Raw genomic sequence first — 22,408 nt, forward strand, 5'->3', positions numbered from 1 at the left:
AGCGCAGAGGTGGCATCGCATTGGCAGCCGGGCTTGATCGCCCTGCACGGTAATCAGACGGAGGTGCTGGCCGATACGGTGCTGGCATGGCTGGCTGCGCACCCGCTGGACGTGCTGGAGCCGGAGGTGGTGCTGGTGCAGAGCAACGGCATGGCCGAGTGGTTCAAGATGCGCATGGCCGAGCAGCTGGGCGTGTGCGCCGCCGCGCGCGTGGAACTGCCCGCGCGCTTTGTGTGGCGCAGCTACCGCCAGGTGCTGGGCCGCCAGGCCGTGCCGCGCGAATCGCCGCTGGACAAGACACCCATGACCTGGCGGCTCATGCGCCTGCTGCCGCAGTGCCTGCATGACCCGGCCTTCGCCCCCATTGCAGGCTTTCTGCGCCCCGGCGAGCCCGAGCGGCTGCTGCAGCTGGCCCAGCGCCTGGCCGACCTTTTCGACCAATACCAGATCTACCGCGCCGACTGGCTGGACGCCTGGGAGGCCGGGCATGACGTGCTGCCCATGCCCTTGCGCCCTGGTGTGGCGGACGCCCCGGTGCCCGAAGGCCAGCTGTGGCAGCCGCGCCTGTGGCGCGCCGTGCTGGCCGAGCTGGACGAGGACCAGCGCGGCGCCACGCGCGCGCGCCTGCAGGGCAGGGTGCTGGCCGCGCTGCAGTCCGGCGAGCCGCCGGCCGCGCCGCTGGCGCGCCGTGTGGTGGTGTTCGGCATCAGCCAGCTACCGCTGAGCCTGCTGGAGTTCCTGGCCGCCATTGCCCGCCACAGCCAGGTGCTGCTGGCCGTGCCCAATCCCTGCCGCTTCCATTGGGCCGACGCCATCGACGGGCGCGAGCTGCTGCGCATGGCGCGGCGCCGCCAGCCGCTGCGCGGCGGCCGCGACTTGGCGCAGCTGCCGCTGGAGGCCATGCATGCCCACGCCCATCCGCTGCTGGCCGCCTGGGGCCGGCAAAGCCGCGACTATGTGCGCCAGCTCGACGCCTTCGACACCACGGGTGCCGCCGCGCAGCTGCAGATGCCGCGCGTGGACCTGTTCGACGAAACCGATGCCGAGGACCTGCGCACCGCGCCGCTGCTGGCCCAGGTGCAGCAGCGCATCCGCGACCTGGTGCCGCTGGCCGAGCACCCGCCGCTGGAGGTGGCGCGGGCCGACCGCTCCATCGTGTTCCACAGCGCGCACAGCGTGGTGCGCGAGCTGGAGGTTCTGCACGATCAGCTGCTGCAGATGCTGGCCCGGCCACCGGATCCCGGGCAGCCGGGGCAGGCACCGCTGGCACCGCGTGACGTCGTAGTCATGCTGCCGTCCATAGAGACCGCCGCGCCCTCGATACGCGCGGTGTTCGGCCAGTACGGCAGGCATGATCCGCGCCACATTCCCTTTGACATTGCCGACCTGGGCGCACGCGCCAGCAGCCCGCTGGCCGTGGCCCTGCAATGGCTGCTGCGCCTGCCGCAGCAGCGCTGCCGGCTCAGCGAGCTGTGCGACCTGCTGGACGTCCCAGCGATTGCCGCGCGCATGGGTCTGGCGGCCGACGACCTGCCCCAGCTCACGCGCTGGATGGCCGGGGCCGGCATCCGCTGGGGACTCAATGCGCCGCAGCGCGGCGCCCTGGGCCTGCAGGCCTGCGGCGAGCACAACAGCGCCTGGTTCGGCCTGCAGCGCATGCTGCTGGGCTATGCCAGCGGCGTGGCGCAGGACGGCCAGGCCTTCGGCGGCATCGAGCCCTATGACGAAGTGGGCGGCCTGTCGGCCGAGCTGGCCGGCGTGCTGGCCGCGCTGCTGGAGCGCATGCTGGCGTGGTGGCGCGAGGCCGAGCAGCCCGCCATGCCTGAGGCCTGGGCGCAGCGCTTTCGCGCGCTGCTGCAGGACTTCTTCAAGGCGCAGGACGATGAGGACGAGGCCATGCTGGCCGCACTGGACGCCGCCCTCACGGACTGGCAGCGCGCCTGCGAGCAGGCCGGCTATGCGCAGGCCGTGGAACTGGGCGTGGCCCAGGAGGCCTGGATGCAGGCGCTGGAGCAGCCCTCGCTGTCGCAGCGCTTTCGGGCCGGTGGCGTGACCTTTTGCACGCTGATGCCCATGCGGGCCATTCCCTTCGAGGTGGTCTGCCTGCTGGGCATGAACGATGGCGACTATCCGCGCCGCGCCACGCGCAGCGACTTCGACCTGATGGCGCTGCCCGGCCAGCAGCGCCCCGGCGACCGCGCGCGCCGCGACGATGACCGCCAGCTCATGCTCGAAGCCCTGCTGTCCGCGCGCCGCGCGCTCTACATCAGCTGGACCGGCCACCATGTGCGCGACAACAGCGAGCAGCCGCCCTCGGTCCTGGTCTCCCAGCTGCGCGACTACCTGGAGGCCGGCTGGCGCGGCGAAGGCGGCCAGCCGCTGCTGGCGCAGCGCACGCAGCAGCACCCGCTGCAGCCCTTCAGCCGCCGCTATTTCGAAGAAGGTTCGCCCTGGACCACGTATGCGCGCGAATGGCGGGCCGCGCATGCGCAGTCTGACGGCACGGACGCGTTGCCTCCGCTGCCCGCGCAGCCGCGCCCGCCCTTTGTCCCGGACGCCTCGGCGCCGCTGACGCTGGCCCGGCTCACCGATTTCCTGCGCCACCCGGCGCGCGCCTACCTGCGCCAGCGCCTGCAGGTGCGCTTCGAGCAGGAGGACAACCCGGTCGTGGACGAGGAGTTGTTCCAGCTCGACGGCCTGACCGAATACCTGCTGGTGCAGCAGTTGCAGCAGCAGGTGGCGGCCGGCCTGTCCGAGCCCGGGCAGGCGCCCCAGGCCATGGAAGACAGTGTGCGAGCGGCCGTGGCGCGCCTCACGCGCTCGGGGCGGCTGCCGCTGGCGGGGCTGGGCGAGCGCGGCGCGCGGGCGCTGCAGTCCTCGGTCACGCCTTCGCTGCGGGCCTGGCGCCAGCAACTGGATCGGTATGCCCATCCCGCGCCGCGCAGGCGGCTGCTGATCGAGGACGATGGCCTGGTGTTCGACGACTGGATCGACGGGCTGCGCCAGTCCTGCGAAACCGAAGAGCCCCCCGAGGCGGACGACGCACAGTGCTGGCTGCTGCTGGACCCGCGCAACCTGCTCAATGCCAAGGGCCGGCCCCATGCCGACAAGCTCATGCCGGTCTACCTGCGCAGCCTGGCGCTGGCCGCCAGCGGCTCGCAGGCCGAGTTGCGCGTGGTGGCGCGCGACGGCCTGGTGCAGGTCCTGCCCATGGACCCTTCCGAAGCGCTGGCACGGCTGCGTGCATTGATGGCCCTGTGGCGCGAAGGCCAGAACGGTCCGCTGCCCCTGCCGCTGCGCAGCGGCCTGGCCATGGCCGAAGGCCTTCCCGCTGCGGCACAGCAGGCCTATGAGGGCGGCCATCTGGTCGGCGGCGAAGGCGAGGACCCGTCCTGGGCCCGCTGCTATCCCGATTTCGAGGCCTTGGTCGCCGATGGGCGCTTCGAGGCACTGGCCCATGCCGTCCACGCGCCGCTGCTCGACTGGGTGGCCGCGCAGGTGCAGGTCCAGCCCTACCAGGCGGATGCACCATGAGCACCAGCGAAGTGACCGGCGGCGTGACCAGCCATGTGCTCGACGCACAGCGTTTTCCGCTGTGGGGCAGCCGCCTGATCGAGGCCAGCGCCGGCACCGGCAAGACCTGGACCATCGCTGCGCTCTACCTGCGCCTGGTGCTGGGGCATGGCGAGGGCAGCTTGGACGGCATCAGCAGCACGGCCTTCGAGCGCCCGCTGATGCCGCCCGACATCCTCGTCATGACCTTCACGCGCGCGGCCACGCGCGAGCTGTCCGACCGCATACGCAAGCGCCTGATCGAGGCCGTGCAGTGCTTTCGTGGCGAGGCCGAACCTGCGCCCCACGACGGCTTCCTGCACGCGCTGCGCGAGGCCTACCCTGAAGGCGCGGCCCGTGAACGAGCGGCCTGGCGCCTAGCCATGGCGGCTGAATGCATGGACGACGCGGCCATCCACACCATCGACGCCTGGTGCCAGCGCATGCTGCGCGAGCATGCCTTCGACAGCGGCAACCTCTTCGACGAAACGCTGGAGCCTGACGAAAGCCAGCGACAGACCGAGGCCGCGCAGGACTACTGGCGCCAGCAGTGCTACCCGCTGTCCGACGAACTGCTGGACGAGGCCCTGAAGATCTGGCCCCACGTCGATGCCCTGGTCGAAGACATGCGTGCCCTGCTGCGCGAGCCCCCCGTGCCCGGTGCGGGCGAGGGCAGCCTGGCCGACTGCCTGCAGCGCGCCATGGAACAGCGCCGCAGCCGCCTGCTGGCCCTGGCGGCCGGCTGGGACGACAAGGCCCAGCGCCTGCAGCGGTGGTTGGATGGACAGCTCGACGGGCAGGGCGCGTTGTGGGACAAGCGCAAGCTGCAGCCCGCGCGCTACACCGGCTGGCTGGCCGCGCTGGCCGACTGGTCGCGCGCCCCGCTGGACGGTCCGCTGGCGCTGACCGAGGCCGCGCGCCACCGCCTCAGCCCCGAGGGCCTGGCCGAGGCCTTCAAGGGATCGGCCGGCGATGTGCTCATGCCGCTGGAGCTGGCCGAGCTGCAGGCGCTGCTGGTGCAGCTGGAGCAATTGCCGCCCGTCAGCGTGGCCGTGCGCCTGCATGCGGCCGCGCGCGTGGCGCAGCGGCTGGCCCACCTCAAGCGCCAGGCCGGCAGCTTCGGCTTTGCCGACATGCTGCAGCGCCTGGACACGGCCCTGGCCGGCGACAACGGCACCGTGCTGCGCGAGCGCATCCTGGCCCAGTACCCGGTGGCGCTGATCGATGAATTCCAGGACACCTCGCCGCTGCAGTACCGCCTGTTCGACCAGATCTACCGCACGGCGGCCAACGACCCGCACAGCGCCCTGCTGCTGATCGGCGACCCCAAGCAGTCCATCTACGGCTTTCGCGGCGCCGACATCCACAGCTACCTGCAGGCGCGCCGCGCCACCGAGGGGCGCCACTACGTGCTGGGCACCAACTACCGCTCCACCCAGGCGCTGGTGGGTGCCGGCAACCATTGGTTCGCGCAGGCCGAGCAGCGGCCGGGCGAGGGCGCCTTCATGTTCCGGCGCGGCAGCCACAACCCGCTGCCGTTCGAGCCCGTGGCCGCCCAGGGGCGCAGCGAGCAACTGCACACGCGCGACGGCGCCATGCCCGCCCTCACCGTGGCCTGGAGCGCGGGCCGTGACGAGGACACCGGCATCCCCCTGCCTTTGTCGGCCGACGAGGTACGGCGGCGCTTTGCGGCCCATTGCGCCGAGCAGATCGTGCAGTGGCTGGCCGACCCGCAGGCCGGCTTTGTGCAGCCCGATGGCCGCCTTGTGCGCCTGCGGCCTGCCGACATCGCCGTGCTGGTGCGCACGGGCCGAGAGGCGGCCGCCGTGCGCCGCGAACTGCAGGCGCGCGCCGTGGCCTCGGTCTACCTGTCGGACCAGGATTCGGTGTTCGCCAGCGACGAGGCCCATGACCTGCTGTACTGGCTGCGCGCCGTTGCCGCGCCGCTGGACGCCCAGGCCGTGCGCGCGGGCCTGGCCACGCGGCTCATCGGCCTGTCGCTGGACGAGCTGGCCTGGCTGGCCGCCGACGAGGAAGCCTTTGACGCGCGCAGCGAGCAGCTGCGCGAACTGCACAGCATCTGGCTGCGCCTGGGCGTGCTGGCCATGCTCCGCCAGACCCTGTACCGCCTGGACCTGCCCGCGCGCTGGCTGCAGGACCCGGCCCTGGGTGGCGAGCGGCGCCTGACCAACTACCTGCACCTGGCCGAGCTGCTGCAGACCGCCAGCGCCCAGCTGGAGGGCGAGCAGGCCCTGATCCGCTGGCTGGCCACCCAGATCGAGGCGCCGGGCAGCGGCAGCGAAGAGCAGGTGGTGCGCCTGGAAAGCGATGCCGACCTGGTCAAGATCGTCACTGTGCACAAGAGCAAGGGCCTGGAGTACCCGCTGGTCTGCCTGCCGTTCGCAGGCAGCTTCCGCCCCATGGAGCGGGCCAGGACGCCGTTCCTGACCCTGTCCGCGCAGGAGGGGGGGGAAGACGATGCCGCCCCGGCCCGCAGGCTGCTGCTGGACTTCAGCGACGAAGACCTGGCCCAGGCCGACCGCGAGCGGCTGCGCGAGGACCTGCGCCTGTTCTACGTGGCGCTCACCCGCCCGCGCCATGCGCTGTGGCTGGGCCTGGCCCCGCTCAGGCGCGGCAACGGCAAGGCCTGCGTGAACGAGCAGGGCGCCGCCGGCTACCTGCTGGGCGGCACCGAGCCGCGCTCGGCCCAGGGCTGGCTTGACGGCCTGCAGCAGCTGTGCGGAGAAGACCCGCACATGGCCTGGCGCGACCTGGATGCCGGGCCACTGCAGCGCACGCGCTGGCAGCCACCGGCTGGCGCCACCCCGCTGCACGATGCCCCTGCCTACGACGCGCGCTTCGACACCCGCTGGGGCATCGGCAGCTTCTCTGCCCTGGTGCGTGCCATGGCCGCGCCCAGCCTGCCCGTGCTGCCCGTGGCCGTGCAGCGCCCGGCCGAGGATGAGCAGGCGCTGGAGCCTCCGCCATCGCCGGAACTGGCGGACATCGCCGGCCTGGCGGGCCTGCAGCCCCTGCAGGATGGACCGGCCGGCGGGCCTGCGGTCTGGCACCGCTTTCTGCGCGGCCCCGTGGTCGGCAACTTCGTGCACGACCAGCTGGAATGGCTGGGCGGCGAAGACTTTGCCCTGCCCGTGGACGGCCAGGGTGCGCTCGCTGATCGCCTGGTGCGCCGCTGCGAGCGCGCGGGCCGGGGCGAGCAGGCGCGCGACCTGCTGGCCTGGCTCACGGCCGTGGTCCACCAGCCGCTGGCGCCGCTCGATGTCACGCTGGCCACGCTGGGCCCGCAACTGTCCGAGATGGAGTTCTGGCTGCCCGCGCGCCAGCTGCCGGCCGAGCGCATCGACCAGCTGTGCCGGCGCTTCATCTTGCCGGGGCAGGAGCGGCCCGCGCTGCCCCAGCGCTCGCTGCACGGCATGCTCATGGGCTTTGCCGACCTGGTGTTCTGCCACGAGGGCCGCTACTGGGTGCTTGACTACAAGAGCAACCACCTGGGCCCGGACGGCGCCGCCTACGGCCAGGAGGCCTTGGCCCGCGCCATGCTCCACCACCGCTACGACGTGCAGGCCGCCCTCTACCTGCTGGCCCTGCACCGGCTGCTGCGCAGCCGGCTGGGCACGGCCTACGAGCCGCAGCGCCAACTGGGCGGTGCGCTGTACTACTTTCTGCGCGGCATCGATGGCCCGGCCGGTGGCATGCATGCCATGGCGCCCGAGCTGCCCTTGCTTGATGCGCTCGATGAACTGCTCGGTCCCGGCCGCGCCAACGCGGAGGAACTGCCATGAGCCCGCGCCCCCGTTCGCGCACCATCGATACGGCCACGCTGGACCTGTTCGATGAACGGCCGGGCGGCGAACCGCCGGGCGACGACTCGCCGGGCGCCGTGCCGCCAGACACCAATGAAGTGCTGGCCCTGCTGCGCCGCTGGGCCGACGCGGGCCTGCTGCGCCGGCTGGATGCGGCGCTGGCTTCCTTCGTCGCCGGGCAGGATGCACAGGCCGGGCCCGCCTTGCTGGTGGCCGCCGCGCTGCTGGCGCAGATGGAGGGGCGCGGCCACAGCTGCCTGCCCCTGGCGCCGCTGGCCGGCCACCCCAACGACGTGCTGGCCTGGCCGGCCGATGCGCTGCCCGCGCAGCAGGCCCTGTGGCAGATGCTGCCTGCGCGCCTGTCCGGCTGGGTTGCGGCGCTGAGCGCCAGCCCCGTGGTGCGCGTGGTGCACGGGGAGCAGGTAGATGGACAGGATGGCAGCGAGGACCTCGGCCAGCCCCTGGTGCTGGCCGGCGCAGACGGCCCCGCGCCGCTGCTGTACCTGCGCCGCTACTGGGACTACGAACGCGCCGTGGCCGCCCACGTCATCCAGCGCACGGCGGCGCAGGCCGTGGCCGGCCAGCCGCTGGACGAAGCCCTGGCCCGCCACTGGCTGGACCGCCTGTTCCCGCCTGCGGCGGACGGTGGCGCCGTGGACTGGCAGAAGCTGGCCTGCGCGCTGGCGCTGCGCGGCCGGCTGTCGGTGATCACGGGCGGCCCCGGCACCGGCAAGACCTATACCGCCGCACGGCTGCTGGCCCTGCTGTTTGCCACGGCGCCCGATGCCGGCCAGTTGCGCGTGGCCCTGGCCGCCCCCACGGGCAAGGCGGCTGCGCGGCTGAAGCAATCGATCGACGGGGCCTTGCTGCAATTGCAGGGCAGCATGGGCGGCGAGATCGACCTGGCGGGCCTGGTGCAGCGCATGGGTGCGGCGCGCACCCTGCACTCCATGCTGGGCGCGCGGCCCGATACGCGGCACTGGGGATTCCATGCAGGGCGGCAGCTGGACGTGGACGTGCTCATCGTCGATGAGGCCTCCATGGTCCACCTGGAGATGATGGCGGCGCTGCTGGAGGCACTGCCGGCCGGCGCCCGCCTGGTGCTGCTGGGCGACAAGGACCAACTGGCTTCGGTGGAGGCGGGCGCCGTGCTGGGCGACCTGTGCCGCGATGCCCAGGCCGGGCGCTACCTGCCCGACACGCTGGACTACGCACTGCGCGTGGCGGGCCAGCGGCTGCCGCCGCAGTTCGCGGCGCCCGACGGCGATCGTGCGCCAGCGCTGGCGCAGCACACCGTCATGCTGCGCGAGAGCCGGCGCTTCGGCGGCCCCATCGGCCAGCTGGCACACGCCGTGAATGCCGGTGAGGCGGTGAAGGCCCAGGCCCTGCTCGATGCCGGCACGCAAGCCGGCGCAGGTTCCGAGCTGTGGGAACGCCATGGCGGCGGCGTGCACGCCGTGACCGAACTGGCCGTGCACGGGCGCGGCGGTCTTGCCAGCTATGCCCTCTATGCCCAGGCGCTGCAGGGCCGGCCGGATGCGGCCGGCGCCGACGAGGCAGCGCACCGCGCCTGGGTGGTCGCTGTGCTGCAGGCCTTCGAGCGCTTCCGGCTGCTGTGCGCCGTGCGCGAGGGCGATTGGGGCGTGTCCGGCCTCAACCGCGCGGTGGAGCAGGCCCTGGATGCGCAGGGCGTGATCCGCCGAGGCGGCGAATGGTATGCGGGCCGTCCCGTCATGGTCACGCGCAACGACGCGCAGCTGGGCGTGTTCAACGGCGACATCGGCATTGCGCTGCCGGGAGCGCACCAGGGGCAGCCAGGGCAGCTGCTGCGCGTCTACTTCCTGCAGGGCGACGAATTGCGCTCGGTCGGCGTCAGCCGCATGGCCCATGTGGAGACCGCCTTCGCCATGACGGTGCACAAAAGCCAGGGCTCGGAGTTCGAGCACACCGCCCTGGTGCTGCCCTCGCGCGGCGGCAGCGTGCTGGGGCGCGAGCTGGTCTACACCGGCATCACGCGCGCCCGCCAGGCCTTCTCGCTGTTCTCCGAGGTGCCGGGCCTGGTGGCCTCGGCCGTTGGCAGCCCCACGCAGCGCGCCAGCGGGCTGCTGCGCTGGCTGCAGGAGTGAGTGAAGGCCCCGCGCCTCAGGCCGGGGTCTTGTCGCTGGCGTAGCGGGCCATCATCAGCGCCGTATTGGTCTTGCGGTCGGCATTGACCTGCTGCACCGTGGGCCGCTCGGCCATGCGTGCCAGGTACTCGCGCACGGGCAGGTCGGCCAGAACGTCGCGGCCGCCAACGATCTTGCTGGCCGCGCTGACCAGGGGCAGGTGGACGATGGCGCAGCAGTCGGCCAGCGTGAAGCTGTCGCCCGCCACAAAGGGTGAGAAACGCGCAAGTTTGGCGAAGGCCGCCACGTTCTTGTCGAGCTGGGCCAGCGTGCGCTCCCGGGTGGAGTCGCTGACCTGGCCGCCGAAGAAGGCCTGCGGGTAGAGGATGCGCGCCACCAGCTCCAGGTGCAGGTCCAGGTACACGCACAGCTCGCGCACCTTGGCGGCCTCGAAGGCGTCGGCCGGCAGCAGGGCCGGCGAGGGCGACAGCGTCTCCACGTACTCGACCATGGCGGCCGACTCGCACAGACCCCGGCCGTCGTCGATGCGCAGGTAGGGCACCTTGCCCAGCGGAGAAAGCGCCATGTCGGTCTCTCCCAGCCAGGCCAGTTCCTCGTTGAAGGGCAGCTGCTTTTCCAGCAGGGCCAGCTTGACCTTGTTGTAGTAGTTGCTGGCCGCGAATCCGCACAGGGTGAGCATGGGTGTCTCCTAGGGTGTTGGTGAGGGCTGGGGGATGCGCCTGCGATGGTAGGGGCGGGCAGGGCCTGGCGGGGTCACGGACATGACGTCCTGGGGCAGACCCCTAGAATGACGCCATGCCGCTTCGCCTGCCCTCCACCTTGGCTGCCTGCGCCCGCTGGGCGCTGGGCCTGTGGCTGTGCGTGGCGCTGGCATCGGCGTTTGCGCCGCTGGCGCGCGCCTCGGGCTGGGAGCGCCTGTGCTCGGCCGCTGGCGAATCGGTCTGGGTGCCCTCGCCGGCCGGTCAGGACGATGCCCTTGCCGGCAGCCACGGCATCGACTGCCCGCTGTGCCTGCCCCCGCTGGCGCCGCCGCCCGCCCGGTGCAGTGCGGCCCCGGCACCGCTGGTGGCAGATGCGCAGCCACGGGCGCACCCGGCCTCCGTCCACAGCGTGGCCATGCCGGCCCTGCCCCAGGCCCGCGCCCCGCCCCGGTGACTCCCGGATTCACTCCCGCTTCCTTCGCTTGGCCAACCCTTTTTGCAAGGCACGAAGACCGTGCCGCAATGCATTGAAATTTCTGGAGAAACCGTGATGACACTGCGTCAATGGACCACCCCTTTCCTGATCGCCGCCTCCCTGTCCATGGGCCTGGCCCATGCCCATGCCGATGCGGCCCATGTCAAGGCCGACGCCGCCTGGGCGCGTGCCAGCGTGCCGGGCCAGCAGGCCACGGGCGCCTTCATGCGCCTGACGGCCGAGGAGCCGCTGCGCCTGGTGGGCGTGGAGTCGCCCGCCGCCGGCGTGGCCGAGGTGCATGAAATGAAGATGGAAGGCGATGTGATGCGCATGCGCGCCATCGACGGCCTGGACCTGCCCAAGGGCGTGGCCGTGGACCTGAAGCCCGGCGGCTACCACGTCATGCTGCAGCAGCTCAAGAGCCCGCTGCTCAAGGACAGTCAGGTACCCATCACCCTGGTGTTCAAGGACGCCAAGGGCGAGACCTCGCGCCTGAGCCTGCAGGTCCCCGTGCGCGCCATGGCGCCCGGCGCAGGTGCGGCATCGGCTGCGCAGGGCGGCGCGCATGGCGGACACGGCGGACATGCCGGCCACTCCCACTGAGCTTTTTGTCATCCACCGGGTTTGTGCGCAGCGGGCCGTGCATGACTTGCGATGGACTTGGCGTGTGCCTGGGTTAAGCTGAGCGCATGGCCGGTGTGCTTCACCGGCATGTTCTTCCAACCCAGTCCTAGCGAGTGCTGCCATGAGTGATGCGTCCTCCTTCGGTTTCGGCAAGTTCATCCCCGGTTTCGACTTCCTGCAGGGCCTGGCCCAGAGTGCAGGATCGGCCACCGCCCGGCCCCTGGGGCGCCTGCCCGAATGGGTGGCGCCCACGGTGAGCATCGAAGAGGTGGACAAGCGCATCACCGAACTCAAGGCCGTGCAGTTCTGGCTCGACCAGAACGGCAAGGCGCTGGCCGCCACCATCCAGGCCCTGGAAGTGCAGCGCATGACGCTGTCCACCTTGCAGGGCATGAACGTCAGCATGGGCGAGCTGGCGCAGGCCTTCCAGTTCCCTGCAGCCGCAACCGCCGCGGCCAAGGGCGCCGCCAGCGCGGGGCAGGGCGACCTTTCGGACTGGCCCATGTCCTCGGCCGCCAGCCGGGCGAGCAAGAAGGAAAAGCCGCAGCCCGAGCCCGCACAGGCCGCTGCCGCGCCGCCTGCAGCCCCCGAGGCGGCCAAGGCCGCCGACAGACCCGCAGCCGCGGAGACTGCGGCGCCCAAGGACGAGTCCGCCCAGGCCGCCGCCATGGGCCAGGCCATGCAGTGGTGGGGCGCGTTGACCCAGCAGTTCCAGCAGATCGCCGCCAAGGCCATGGCCGAGCCCATGGCCCCGGAGGCCGTGGCGGCCGCCCAGCGCGCCACCGGCATGGCCGGTGACCTGGCCAAGGCCACCATGGACCGCATGGCGGCACAGGCCAGCGCCTTTGCTGCGCAGGCGGGCAAGGCGGCGGCGGTCTCCCCTGCCAAGGCGCCGTCCGCAAAGCCGGCGGCCAAGGCTGCGGTGCAGGCCGAAGCCCCCAGGACCGCTGCCAAGGCTCCCGCCAAAGCGGCTGCCAGGAAAACCGCTGCAAAGGCTGGAGCCAAGGCGCCGGCCGCCAGCAAGCCGGCAGCCAAGAGCCGGCCGGCGCGTTGACCGATCGGGCCGGACCCATGGATGCGCAAGGCCCCAGCCACCCGCAAGCCGGGTGCTGGCGGGGCTAGAAAGAAGGTTGGTATGTCGTTGTTTCCTGTAGGCCATGCCAGCCATTCCGACTGGCGCGCCGCGGCCGACGCGGTGCTGCAGCAGCTGCGCTTGCAGATGGCCGGGCCCGGCCACGCGCAGCGGCCCCGTCTGGGACTGGTGTACCTGTCCCATGCGCATGCCGCCCACGCACGGCCGCTGCTGCAGCATCTGGCCAGGGCCCTGCCCCATGTGGCGGACTGGGCCGGCTGCTCGGCCGGCGGCGTTCTGGCCATGTCGCATGAGTACCTGTCAGGAACCGCGCTCGCGGTGATGCTGCTGGATGTACCGGCCGCCCACTACCGCCTGTATTCGGGCCTGGCGCCCCTGCATGCGCCTGGCGGCGAGGCCGGCTTCACCGCCCATTCGGCCCTGGTCCATGCCGCAGGCGGCCAGCCCGAGCTGGCCGAGCTGCTGTACGAGCTGTCCGAGCGCACCGAGTCCGGCCTGCTGTTCGGCGGCGTGGGCGATGACGGGGAAGATGGCGTGGAGGGCGTGCAGATCGCCTGCCGTACCGAGGATCTGCATGCGCAGCATGCGGACGCGCGCGGCATTTTTCGTGGCGGCTTTTCAGGCGTGGCCTTCGGTGCCGGCGTGCCCTGCATCACGGGCATGGCCCAGGGCTGCGTGCCGCTGGGCGAGGGGCTGGAGATCACCGAGGCGCGCGGCGCCCTGGTCACCGGGCTCGATGGCGATCCGGCCCTGCAGCGCCTGCTGCAGCTGCTGGGCGTGGAGCTGGAAGGCAGCGACTGGCAGCCCGCGCTGACCACGGTCCGCACCACGCTGGCGGCCATTGCGCCGCCGGGCCGGGGCCTGGCCCACGGCGTGCTGACCGAAGAGGCCCAGGTGCTGACCCTGGTTGGCCTGGACCCGCTGCGCCAGGGCGTGGCCCTGTCCTCGGCCGTGGAGGCCGGGCATTCGGTGATCTTCTGCCGCCGCCAGGCCCAGGTGGCGCGCCAGGAACTGCTGCAACTGGGCGCTGCGCTGCGCGATGCGGCGGAGCCCGAGGAGGCGGCGCCCGAAGGCGAGGCACAGCCCCGCATCCGTGGCGCCATCTACATCAGTTGCCGGGGCCGCGGCGGCGGCCTGTTCGGCGGCCCCGATGCCGAACTGCGCACCCTGCGCCACGCACTGGGCGATGTGCCATTGATCGGCTTCGTTGCCGAAGCCGAGATCATGGACGCCCGCCTGCACCGCTTCGCCGGGGTGTTGACGGTGTTCACTGCCTAGGCGTCGTACACGCCGTACACACGGTACACACCGTCTGCACCTCAGACCGCGCGCGGGCGAACCGTGCCTGCGCTGCGATCCGGGTCCATGGCTGCGGCTCCCAGAAAATCGAAATCCACGGCCGGCTGCCTGCCGCTGACCAGGTCGGCCAGCGCCATGCCGGAGCCGCAGGCATGGGTCCAGCCCAGCGTGCCGTGGCCGGTGTTCAGGAACAGGTTGGCGATGGGCGAGCGTCCGATCAGCGGCACATTGCTGGGCGTGGCGGGGCGCAGGCCGCTCCAGAACTGGGCGCGGCCGGTATCGCCGGCGCCGGGGAACAGCTGCTGCACGCGCCGCACGATGGCCTCGCAACGCACGGGGTCCAGGTTGCGGTCGTAGCCGTTGAACTCGGCCGTGCCCGCAATGCGCAGGCGGTCGCCTTGCGCGCCCGTGTAGCGCGAGAACACCAGCTTGAACTCGTCGTCCGTGAGGCTGACCTGGTAGGCCTTGGCGGGGTCCAGCACCGGCAGGGTCACGGAGTAGCCCTTGGCCGGGTAGATGGGCAGGTGCAGTCCCAGCGGCTGGGCCAGCAGCGGGCTGAACGAGCCCATGGCCAGCACATAGGCGTCGCCCTGGATGCGTTCGTAGCGGCCATCGGCATTGGTCACCTCCACATGGTCGATATGGCGGCTGGCGCCCGCACCCGTGGTGCGCAGCGCCATGACGTGGTGGCCGTGGCGGAACTGCACGCCCGTGGCGGCGGCGATGCGCGCCAGCTCGCGTGTGAAGAGGTTGGCGTCGCCTGATTCATCCTCGGCCGTATAGGTGGCGCCCGCTATCTGCCCGCGCACATGGGCCAGAGCCGGCTCCAGGCGCACGGCTTCGTCGGCATCGATCAGGCGGCGGTCGCAGCCCAGGGTCTGCATCTGCTCGGTGGGCTTGAGCGCGCCCTCGAACTCGCGGGCGTTCGTATAGAAGTGCAGGATGCCCTGCGTGCGCTGCTCGTACTGGATGCCGGTGTCGGCACGCAGCTGCTGCAGGGCCTCGCGGCTGTAGGTGCCCAGGCGAACGATCTGCTGGATGTTGTGGCGCGTGCGCGCGGGCGTGCAGTTGCGCAGGAAGGACAGGCCCCAGAGCCACTGGCGCATGTCGGCGCGCAGGCGGAAGAGCAGGGGGGCGTCCTGCCGGCCCAGCCAGCCCAGCAGCTTCAGCGGTGCGCCGGGGTTGGCCCAGGGCTCCGCGTGGCTGACCGAGATCTGCCCGCCGTTGGCGAAGCTGGTTTCGGCGCCGGGCGCGGCCTGGCGGTCGATGACGGTCACTTCATGACCGAGGGATTGCAGATAGTAGGCCGACGTGGTGCCGATCAGACCGGCTCCGAGAACGATGACGCGCATGACGATGCCCTTTCAAAGGCATGTGCCGGGTCACGCGAAAGCTGGCCGCTATGGTCTGGATAGCAGGCAGCCGGCGTCCGTCGTGACGCAGCTGCCGCTCCCCCTGTCCTTGGTACCTGAGAGATTCACCGCCGTCCATGGGAACGGGGCTTGCTCCTTCGGTGCGCCGCACATTGCGTGCGGCGGCTCTCCAGACGGCATGTTGTGTTTGCAGTACGGAACCTGAGCGTGTATGGGAGTTTGCGCCTTCGGTGAGGCTCGGCACCGTGGCGCCCGCCTGCTCTCCTGCAGGGGCGATTCTATGGGGCTTGCGCAGCCAGCTCCAGTCGTATTGGGGATACCACCAGTTACCTGTATGTGGTGTGGCTGATTCAGGGTATTCCCTAGATCGTTCAAGCGCCTCCCTCGTAGCGCTGGTACGAGTCTCTGGTTTCATGTAAAAAAACTATTGAAATAGAAAAAAACATGATTTAGCCTATCGATATGTGCAGTGGTTTGTCAGTGCATGTTCTGGTCGATTGGACCTGCATGGGTTAACCATGGGTTGTCTATATGTCTGATAGGCGACTTACCGTTGCACAGGTGCGGGTCCATGGAAACTGGTCCGTCACTGAAAAAATACAAGCACGGTGAATATGGTTTGTCGAGGGAGGAATGTTTTGCGTCGCAAACCCGACTGAAGGTGTGCCCGCTCAATGGGCAGTGGAGCAGCGCGCAAGCGTTGATGGAAATCCGCCTTTTTTTGATTGACGCGCAGGATCTGCGCGAAAAATTTTGCTTCCAAACTCACCGGCTGCAAGGTGAGTTGTGGGCTCGTGATTCAAATAGAACTATCCGAGGTACGGCGATGCAAATGCGCTGGGTACAACTGATGGCCATTGCCATTGGGAAAATCATTTTCCTGTCATATCTCCTTGAGAGAACGGGGAATATCATGCATGCTCTCAATCGCCTGCCTGGTTCGGCATTTTTTCGCAAGTGGCGTGCAGCGAAGTGCCTTTTCTCTTTGCTGCTGCTTTCATGCGCGGGTATCTCATCCACGGCACTGGCGGCGACCATCGTCTTCACGGTCACCGACAACAGCGACGCTCCCAATGCCAATGCAACGACACCAACCACCTGTGTCAGCACGCTGGGGGGCACCTTTGCTGGCGCATGTACGCTGCGAGCGGCCATTCAGGCAGCCAACTACACGCTGCAAACGCTGGATCCGAGTGCCGATGTTTCCATCGTCTTTGCGCCGACACTGACCACGTCGGTACGAACCATACAGAGCGGGACATCCAAGGATGCGGCGGGAAACCTCCATCCGTATGTCGACAATCAGACGGTTTACGTGCGCTGTGCCAATACATTCATCAGCGGAGCCCAGTCCGGCGCCGTGACGGGGGCCACCAATGCCTGTGGTCAAAGCCAGATGATCAGCGGCGGCGATACGGGCACCACCACTGGTGCCGGTGGTGCCTGGTACTGGCTCAAAGGCACCGTGCCAGCCGGCACGGGCTCGTTGACCATCGATTTCGGGGGAGTCATACAAGTCCAGAACTGGGCGGACTCCCCCTGGGAAACTTTTTATCTTGGTGGGAAGAACATCACGCTCACCAATTCGCCCAATATGACCTGTGGCGAAGCGGTATTCGTCGTTGGCTCCCCGGCGAACAATATCACCATTGATCGCGTCGGCCTGGTGAATGTGGCTCCAACCCCTGCTGGAGAGGGGACGCCGTTCAACTGCGAGCTGTACGCGGAGATTCATCAAGGCGCACAAAACGTATTCTTTACCAATAGCACGATCAATTCCGCGATATGGAATGGAAATTACGGCAATAACAAGGGCTCGGCCATTTCCGTTGCCGCAAGCAACGGTACAGGAGGCACGGTTTCCAACATTGTTGTCGATAATTTCACGGTAACGAATCTGCCCAACCCTATCGGGGGAATGCAGCTCGAGCAGTTCTTCCAGGTCATGTCGAACATGACCGTCAACGGATTGACGATCAAAGATTCGAATATCGCACTGAGCCCGACTGGTGGAAATGCGCCCAGGGCCGTGGTGTCGGTTGATGGAACGATCAACCTGGACAATGGAACTGGTCTTGCCGTGACGGGTAATACCTTCTCGCTGCCTATTGCCGCCTATACCACTTCATCGCCAATGCATGTGTCGGCACCAACGTTGAATACGGCAGCCTCAGGCACGACGCAGGTAGTGACGGTGACCGATAACAACTTCACTGGCGGCGGGGACGGGGTGAATATCGGTGGTACGGGTACGGCACCAGGATTGATTGGCAACAACAAGATGACAAGCCAGTCGAGAAGTGCCATTCGTGTCACTGCGCGTGATTTCTTCAAGATTTCTCAGAACACGCTGTTTTCCGTGCCTGTGGCTGCAAACTCAGGTATCAGCTTGCAGACGACGGCCAATGGACAAACCGGATGGACCCCGACCCTTGGCGTTGGCGCCAGTGACACCGCCGCCTGCACCTGGACATTCAATATCACGGCAAATGCCAATGCGAGCGAGCCGGCACCGTATACGGTGGAAGCCTTTTGGTCGCCGACCGGCGCGGGCGTCAACGATGCGCAGGTCTATCTGGGCTCAGGGACCATGGCCGGAGCCTCGGGAACGCTGACCGTTCCTTCGTATCTCAGCGGCCAGGTGCGAGTCACAGTGACGGACAGCAATTCCGGTGGAGCACAAACCTCGCAGCTTTCAACGGCGGCAAGCGTCACCGGTTTTCCCTGTGCCCTGAAATCCGGCGTTCTGGCGACGACCAACAATCAACCTGTCGGCAGCAGCGACTTGCTGGAGGTCTACATTGTTGATGGCCAAGGCAATGCCTGGACGGGGGGCAGTGACACCGTCACCTTCGCAGCGCCGCCTGCAGGTGTCACGTTCAATGGCGGCTCCGCCGCAGTCAGCTGCACGACCAACTCCAGCGGAAAGTGCGCGTCTCCCATCAATGCCAGCAGCAGTGTCGCCGGAACATTCACGACACCCGTGACCTTGTCGTCGTCAGTCGCTGGTGCCACGTTCTCCAATCTTCCATTGGGTGGAAGCCCGGTATCTGGCGCAGTGACCTATCAGCCTTCGCCGGTTGCTTACAGCTTCACCGGGCTGCCGGCCAGCACGACCGGTTCTGAAATCGCCGCGAGTCCGCCATCGATTGCGGCCAACGGCGTCTCCACCAGCACCTTGGCCGTGCAGTTGAAGGATGCTTTAGGCAACCTTGTCACCACCTGTACCGATACGGTGGCCTTCACCCTCAATGCGGGGACGCAAGGCGTTCCTGCCGTCAGCGTCACGGGCTGCAGTGCCGGCATGTACACGGGGACGGTGACATCGCCGGTGCTGGTCGGCAGCGGAACCTTCGGGTTCACCATCAACGGGTCTGCGGCTGTTGCCACCGCAACGATCTCCTATGCGGCCGCAACGCCGAGCACGAGTGCATCGACGATAGTCGCCACTCCGGCATCGATCGTGGCCAACGGCAGCTCCACCAGCGTGCTGCGCGTGCAACTGGTCGATGCCAGCAGCAATCCGATCAACACGTGCACGAACACGGTGGCGTTCACCCTGAACGGCGGAACGCAGGGAACGCCGAGTGTGGGCGCGGCCTCGTGTACTGCCGGCATCTATACGGGCACCGTCACATCGCCCACGGCGGTCGGCAGCGGGATCTTCGGATTCACCATCAACGGCTCTGCCGCAGTTGCTACGGCTTCAGTGAGCTACACGGCGGGTCCGCCAAGTACCAGCGCCTCGACCATCGTTGCGAGTCCGACCTCGATCATTGCCAATGGCACTGCAACCAGCACATTGACGGCGCAGCTCAAGGATGCGTCAGGCAATTCGATTTCGACCTGTGCCAACACGGTGGCCTTCACGCTGAACGGCGGAACACAGGGCTCGCCTGCGGTCGGCGCGGGGTCGTGCAGCGCAGGGGTGTACACGGCCACCGTCACGGCACCTACCGCAGTCGGCAGCGGCACCTTTGGCTTCACCATCAATGGCTCGGCCGCCACGGCTACGGCTGTGGTGAACTACACGGCCGGCCCGCCCAGCAATGGCGCGAATGGAAACCTGATCAGTGCCAGTCCGCTCAGCGTTGTCGCAGACAACACGGCCACGAGTTCGATCAGCGTGACCCTGCGCGATGCCAATGGCAATCCCGCCACGGATACGGCTGCGCACACGATTGTCTTCACCAAAACGGGCGTGGGCACGACCACGCCGGCCGCACCCACGTGCACGATCGCGGCCAACGCCAATCCGGCCACCTGCTCCGTGACGGTGAAATCGGCCACGGTCGGCACCGCAAGCTTCACGGCAACGGACAACGGAGAGGCCGTGAGCAATGGCAGTCCGGTATCGGTCAACTTCATTGCCGGGCCGCCCAGCAATACAGCCAGTGGCAATCTGCTCAGTGCCACACCGCTCTCGGTGATGGCCGACGGTACGAGCACCGGCACGGTGACCGTCGCACTGCAGGACGCCAATGGCAATGCAACCGTCGATACGGTTGCCCACACCATCGGCTTTGTCCATACCGGCGCCGGCACGCCTTCGGCAACTTCCTGCACGATTGCGGCCAATGCGAATCCAGCGCGCTGCTCCATCACGGTGACATCCACCGTCGCGGGTGCGGCGAGCTTCACAGCCACGGACAACAACGGCACCACCACCCAGAGCGTGGCCAATGGCAGTCCGGCCGTGATCAACTTCACGGCCAATGCCGCCGACCCCGCCAGGTCGGGGGTGCGTACCGTCAGCAGTCCGGCCACGGCCAATGGCTCGGCGACAGATGTGCTTGAAGCGTTTGTGGGAGATGTCAACGGCAATCCGGTGGCCGGAAGCGTTGTCACGTTCTCTCCCACCGCAAACATCACCTTCAGCGGTACCTGCACCACCAATGCGGCCGGTACCTGCCAGGTCACCGCCAGGACAACCGTCGCGGGCTCCTACGCTTCCGGCGCAAGCATCGCGAGCGGCGCATTGAGCGGCAGCGGCATCAGCGCCGGCGGCAATACGTACGGTGCGACGGCTGCCTATGTCTTTACGGCAGGTGCCGTCGATCCCGCCAATTCGACCATGTCGGTCGATGTGAACAACCAGGCAGCCGGCGGCGGCCAGGACGTCGTTTCCGTGGTCACCAAGGATGCGTTCGGCAATCCGGTCACCGGCGTTGCCGTGAACTTCAGCGTGACGCCTGCCGGAGCGGCACCTGCCACCGCCAGTTGCACGACCGCTGGTGCGGCGGCGACCTGCTCGGTGTCGTTCACCAGCGTGACCGCATCGACTTACTCGGCCGCCACCACGGTGGGTGCAACTGCCATCGGCAACAGCCCGCAATCGATGGCCTTTGTCGCCGGCAATGCCTCGGCAAGCAACTCGGGCCTGCGTGTCGTGAGCGACAACGCGGCGGCAAATGGCACGGCAACCGATGTGGTGGAAGCGTATGTGCGCGATGCCGGTGGCAATCCCAAGGGTGGCGAGGTCGTCACCTTTGCCGGTACTGCCGGCGTGAAGCTGAACGGTGGTGCGGCAGGTGCGTCAGCCACTTGCACCACTGGAACAAGTGGCGCAACTCTGGGCATCTGCTCGATCACTGCCACCAGCACAGCAAGTGGGACCTACAGCATCGCCACCAGCATTCCTGCAGGAACCCTGGGTGGCACGTTCACCGTGGGAGCAAACGCGTATTCGCCAAGCGCCGCACAAATTCATTTTGTGAGCGTGGTGAACCTCAGTGTCACCAAGGCCAACCCGGGCAGCTTGGCTGTGGGTACGCCCTTCAACTATGCGTTCTCCGTGTCCAATGCCGCCAGTGCCTTCGGTCCTGCCAACAGCGTGACCATCAAGGACCTGGTGCCGGCAGGCATCAGCATCACGGGCGTGCCGACTGGTGCAAACGTGGCCAGTGCGACCTGCACGCCCAATACCTTCCCGTTTGCGGGTAACGGCAGTTCCGTGCTGACGTGTACGGTGAGCTTCACCACACCGGTGGCGGCTGGCAGCAGCACCAGCTTCAACCTGCCAGCTGTGCCGACGGCGGTGGGTTCGAGCACGAACACGGCTTCCTATGATCCGTCCGGTGGTACCAGCCCGGTCAATCCGACGGCAGGTTGCACGACGGACTGCTCGTCGACGCCCGCCACCCCAGTCAACCCTGGTTCGCCCACGCTGACGGTCAGCAAGGCCAACCCCGGCAGCCTGGCTGTGGGGACTGCGTTCAACTACGCCTTCACGGTAGCGAATGCGGCTGGAGCGTTCGGTCCCGCCACCAGCGTGACCATCAAGGACCTGGTGCCTGCGGGTATCAGCATCACGGGCGTGCCGACCGGCGCAAACGTGGCCAGTGCAACCTGCACACCCAACGCCTTCCCGTTTGCGGGCAATGGCAGCGCCGTCCTGACGTGTACGGTGAACTTCACGACCTCGGTCGCAGCCGGTGGCAGCACCAGCTTCAACCTGCCGGCTGTTCCGACGGCTGTGGGTTCGAGCACCAACACGGCCTCCTACGATCCGTCGGGCGGCATCAGCCCGGTCAATCCGACGGCAGGGTGCACAACAGACTGCGCGTCGACACCCACCACTCCTGTCACGCCTGGTTCGCCTGCACTGACGGTCAGCAAGGCCAACCCGGGCAGCCTGGCCCTGGGTACGCCCTTCAACTACGCCTTCACGGTGAATAACGCCGCCGGTGCCTTCGGCCCCGCAACCAGCGTGACTATCAAGGACTTGGTGCCTGCGGGGATCAGCATCACGGGTGTGCCGACCGGTGCGAACGTGGCCAGTGCGACCTGCGCGCCCAACACCTTCCCGTTTGCGGGCAATGGCAGCGCCGTCCTGACGTGTACGGTGAACTTCACGACCTCGGTCGCAGCCGGTGCCAGCACCAGCTTCAACCTGCCGGCTGTGCCGACGGCTGTGGGTTCGAGCACCAACACGGCCTCCTACGATCCGTCGGGCGGCATCAGCCCCGTCAATCCGACGGCAGGGTGTACGACAGACTGCGCTTCCACACCGGTGACTCCGGTGACGCCAGGCACGCCAGCGTTGACGGTCACCAAGGCCAATCCCGGCAGCCTGGCCGTGGGCACGGCGTTCAACTACGCCTTCACGGTAGCGAATGCCGCCAGTGCCTTCGGTCCCGCCACCAGCGTGACCATCAAGGACCTGGTGCCGGCAGGCATCAGCATCACGGGCGTGCCGACTGGTGCAAACGTGGCCAGTGCGACCTGCACGCCCAATACCTTCCCGTTTGCGGGTAACGGCAGTTCCGTGCTGACGTGTACGGTGAGCTTCACCACACCGGTGGCGGCTGGCAGCAGCACCAGCTTCAACCTGCCAGCTGT

The 22,408-nt window shown here is 68.4% G+C and carries 10 protein-coding genes and 1 riboswitch; of the genes, 8 read left to right on the top strand and 2 right to left on the bottom strand.

What is annotated here, in order from left to right:
- Positions 1-9 precede the first annotated feature (9 nt).
- From recC to recD, 3 genes are read left to right on the top strand one after another with little or no spacing between them, the layout of a single operon-like run.
- Positions 10-3,534, top strand: coding sequence for an exodeoxyribonuclease V subunit gamma (gene recC, locus ACF8O7_RS17360; RefSeq protein WP_126313039.1), 3,525 nt, complete (start codon positions 10-12; stop codon positions 3,532-3,534).
- A complete protein-coding gene (recB, locus tag ACF8O7_RS17365; RefSeq protein ID WP_392443896.1) occupies positions 3,531-7,355 on the top strand; it encodes an exodeoxyribonuclease V subunit beta in 3,825 nt (1,274 codons plus the stop codon). Before recC ends, recB begins: the two co-directional genes overlap by 4 nt.
- Complete coding sequence (recD, locus tag ACF8O7_RS17370; RefSeq protein ID WP_126313037.1) at positions 7,352-9,502, top strand: exodeoxyribonuclease V subunit alpha; 2,151 nt, start codon at positions 7,352-7,354, stop codon at positions 9,500-9,502. The genes recB and recD overlap by 4 nt, the downstream gene beginning before the upstream one ends.
- Before the next feature lie 16 nt (positions 9,503-9,518).
- On the opposite strand, the gene ACF8O7_RS17375 is transcribed toward recD, so the two are convergent.
- Positions 9,519-10,181, bottom strand: a complete 663-nt coding sequence (locus ACF8O7_RS17375) for a glutathione S-transferase family protein (protein ID WP_016450404.1) — start codon at positions 10,179-10,181, stop codon at positions 9,519-9,521.
- Between the two features lie 116 nt (positions 10,182-10,297).
- Here ACF8O7_RS17375 and ACF8O7_RS17380 point away from each other — a divergent pair, with 116 nt between their 5' ends.
- The 4 genes from ACF8O7_RS17380 to ACF8O7_RS17395 all read left to right on the top strand — a co-directional run bounded on the left by ACF8O7_RS17380 (position 10,298) and on the right by ACF8O7_RS17395 (position 13,673).
- On the top strand, positions 10,298-10,657 hold the full coding sequence (locus ACF8O7_RS17380; protein WP_016450405.1) for a hypothetical protein: 360 nt from the start codon (positions 10,298-10,300) through the stop codon (positions 10,655-10,657).
- 96 nt (positions 10,658-10,753) lie between these two features.
- A complete protein-coding gene (locus ACF8O7_RS17385) occupies positions 10,754-11,281 on the top strand; it encodes a copper chaperone PCu(A)C (protein WP_016450406.1) in 528 nt (175 codons plus the stop codon).
- Between the two features lie 142 nt (positions 11,282-11,423).
- A complete protein-coding gene (locus tag ACF8O7_RS17390) occupies positions 11,424-12,356 on the top strand; it encodes a PhaM family polyhydroxyalkanoate granule multifunctional regulatory protein (protein WP_126313035.1) in 933 nt (310 codons plus the stop codon).
- An 81-nt stretch (positions 12,357-12,437) separates the two neighbouring features.
- Positions 12,438-13,673, top strand: a complete 1,236-nt coding sequence (locus ACF8O7_RS17395; RefSeq protein ID WP_016450408.1) for an FIST N-terminal domain-containing protein — start codon at positions 12,438-12,440, stop codon at positions 13,671-13,673.
- 41 nt (positions 13,674-13,714) lie between these two features.
- On the opposite strand, the gene ACF8O7_RS17400 is transcribed toward ACF8O7_RS17395, so the two are convergent.
- Positions 13,715-15,046 (bottom strand): D-amino acid dehydrogenase, encoded by a 1,332-nt coding sequence (locus tag ACF8O7_RS17400; protein ID WP_126313034.1) that lies wholly within the window; start codon positions 15,044-15,046, stop codon positions 13,715-13,717.
- Between the two features lie 93 nt (positions 15,047-15,139).
- A riboswitch (glycine riboswitch) is annotated at positions 15,140-15,250 on the bottom strand.
- 388 nt (positions 15,251-15,638) lie between these two features.
- On the opposite strand from ACF8O7_RS17400, the gene ACF8O7_RS17405 reads away from it, so the two are divergent.
- On the top strand, positions 15,639-22,408 hold a 6,770-nt coding region (locus ACF8O7_RS17405; RefSeq protein WP_392443898.1), incomplete at its 3' end, for an invasin domain 3-containing protein.

The organism is Delftia sp. WSY_16 (assembly GCF_043104415.1).
GTDB classification, from domain to species: Bacteria; Pseudomonadota; Gammaproteobacteria; order Burkholderiales; family Burkholderiaceae_C; genus Comamonas; species Comamonas tsuruhatensis.

What these genes read in the sequence shown, in the direction of transcription:
- ACF8O7_RS17375 (WP_016450404.1), bottom strand. Translation starts at nt 10,181, where the DNA reads ATGCTCACCCTGTGCGGATTCGCGGCCAGCAACTACTACAACAAGGTC.
- recB (WP_392443896.1), top strand. Translation starts at nt 3,531, where the DNA reads ATGAGCACCAGCGAAGTGACCGGCGGCGTGACCAGCCATGTGCTCGAC.
- ACF8O7_RS17390 (WP_126313035.1), top strand. Translation starts at nt 11,424, where the DNA reads ATGAGTGATGCGTCCTCCTTCGGTTTCGGCAAGTTCATCCCCGGTTTC.
- ACF8O7_RS17380 (WP_016450405.1), top strand. Translation starts at nt 10,298, where the DNA reads ATGCCGCTTCGCCTGCCCTCCACCTTGGCTGCCTGCGCCCGCTGGGCG.
- ACF8O7_RS17395 (WP_016450408.1), top strand. Translation starts at nt 12,438, where the DNA reads ATGTCGTTGTTTCCTGTAGGCCATGCCAGCCATTCCGACTGGCGCGCC.
- ACF8O7_RS17385 (WP_016450406.1), top strand. Translation starts at nt 10,754, where the DNA reads ATGACACTGCGTCAATGGACCACCCCTTTCCTGATCGCCGCCTCCCTG.
- recD (WP_126313037.1), top strand. Translation starts at nt 7,352, where the DNA reads ATGAGCCCGCGCCCCCGTTCGCGCACCATCGATACGGCCACGCTGGAC.
- ACF8O7_RS17400 (WP_126313034.1), bottom strand. Translation starts at nt 15,046, where the DNA reads ATGCGCGTCATCGTTCTCGGAGCCGGTCTGATCGGCACCACGTCGGCC.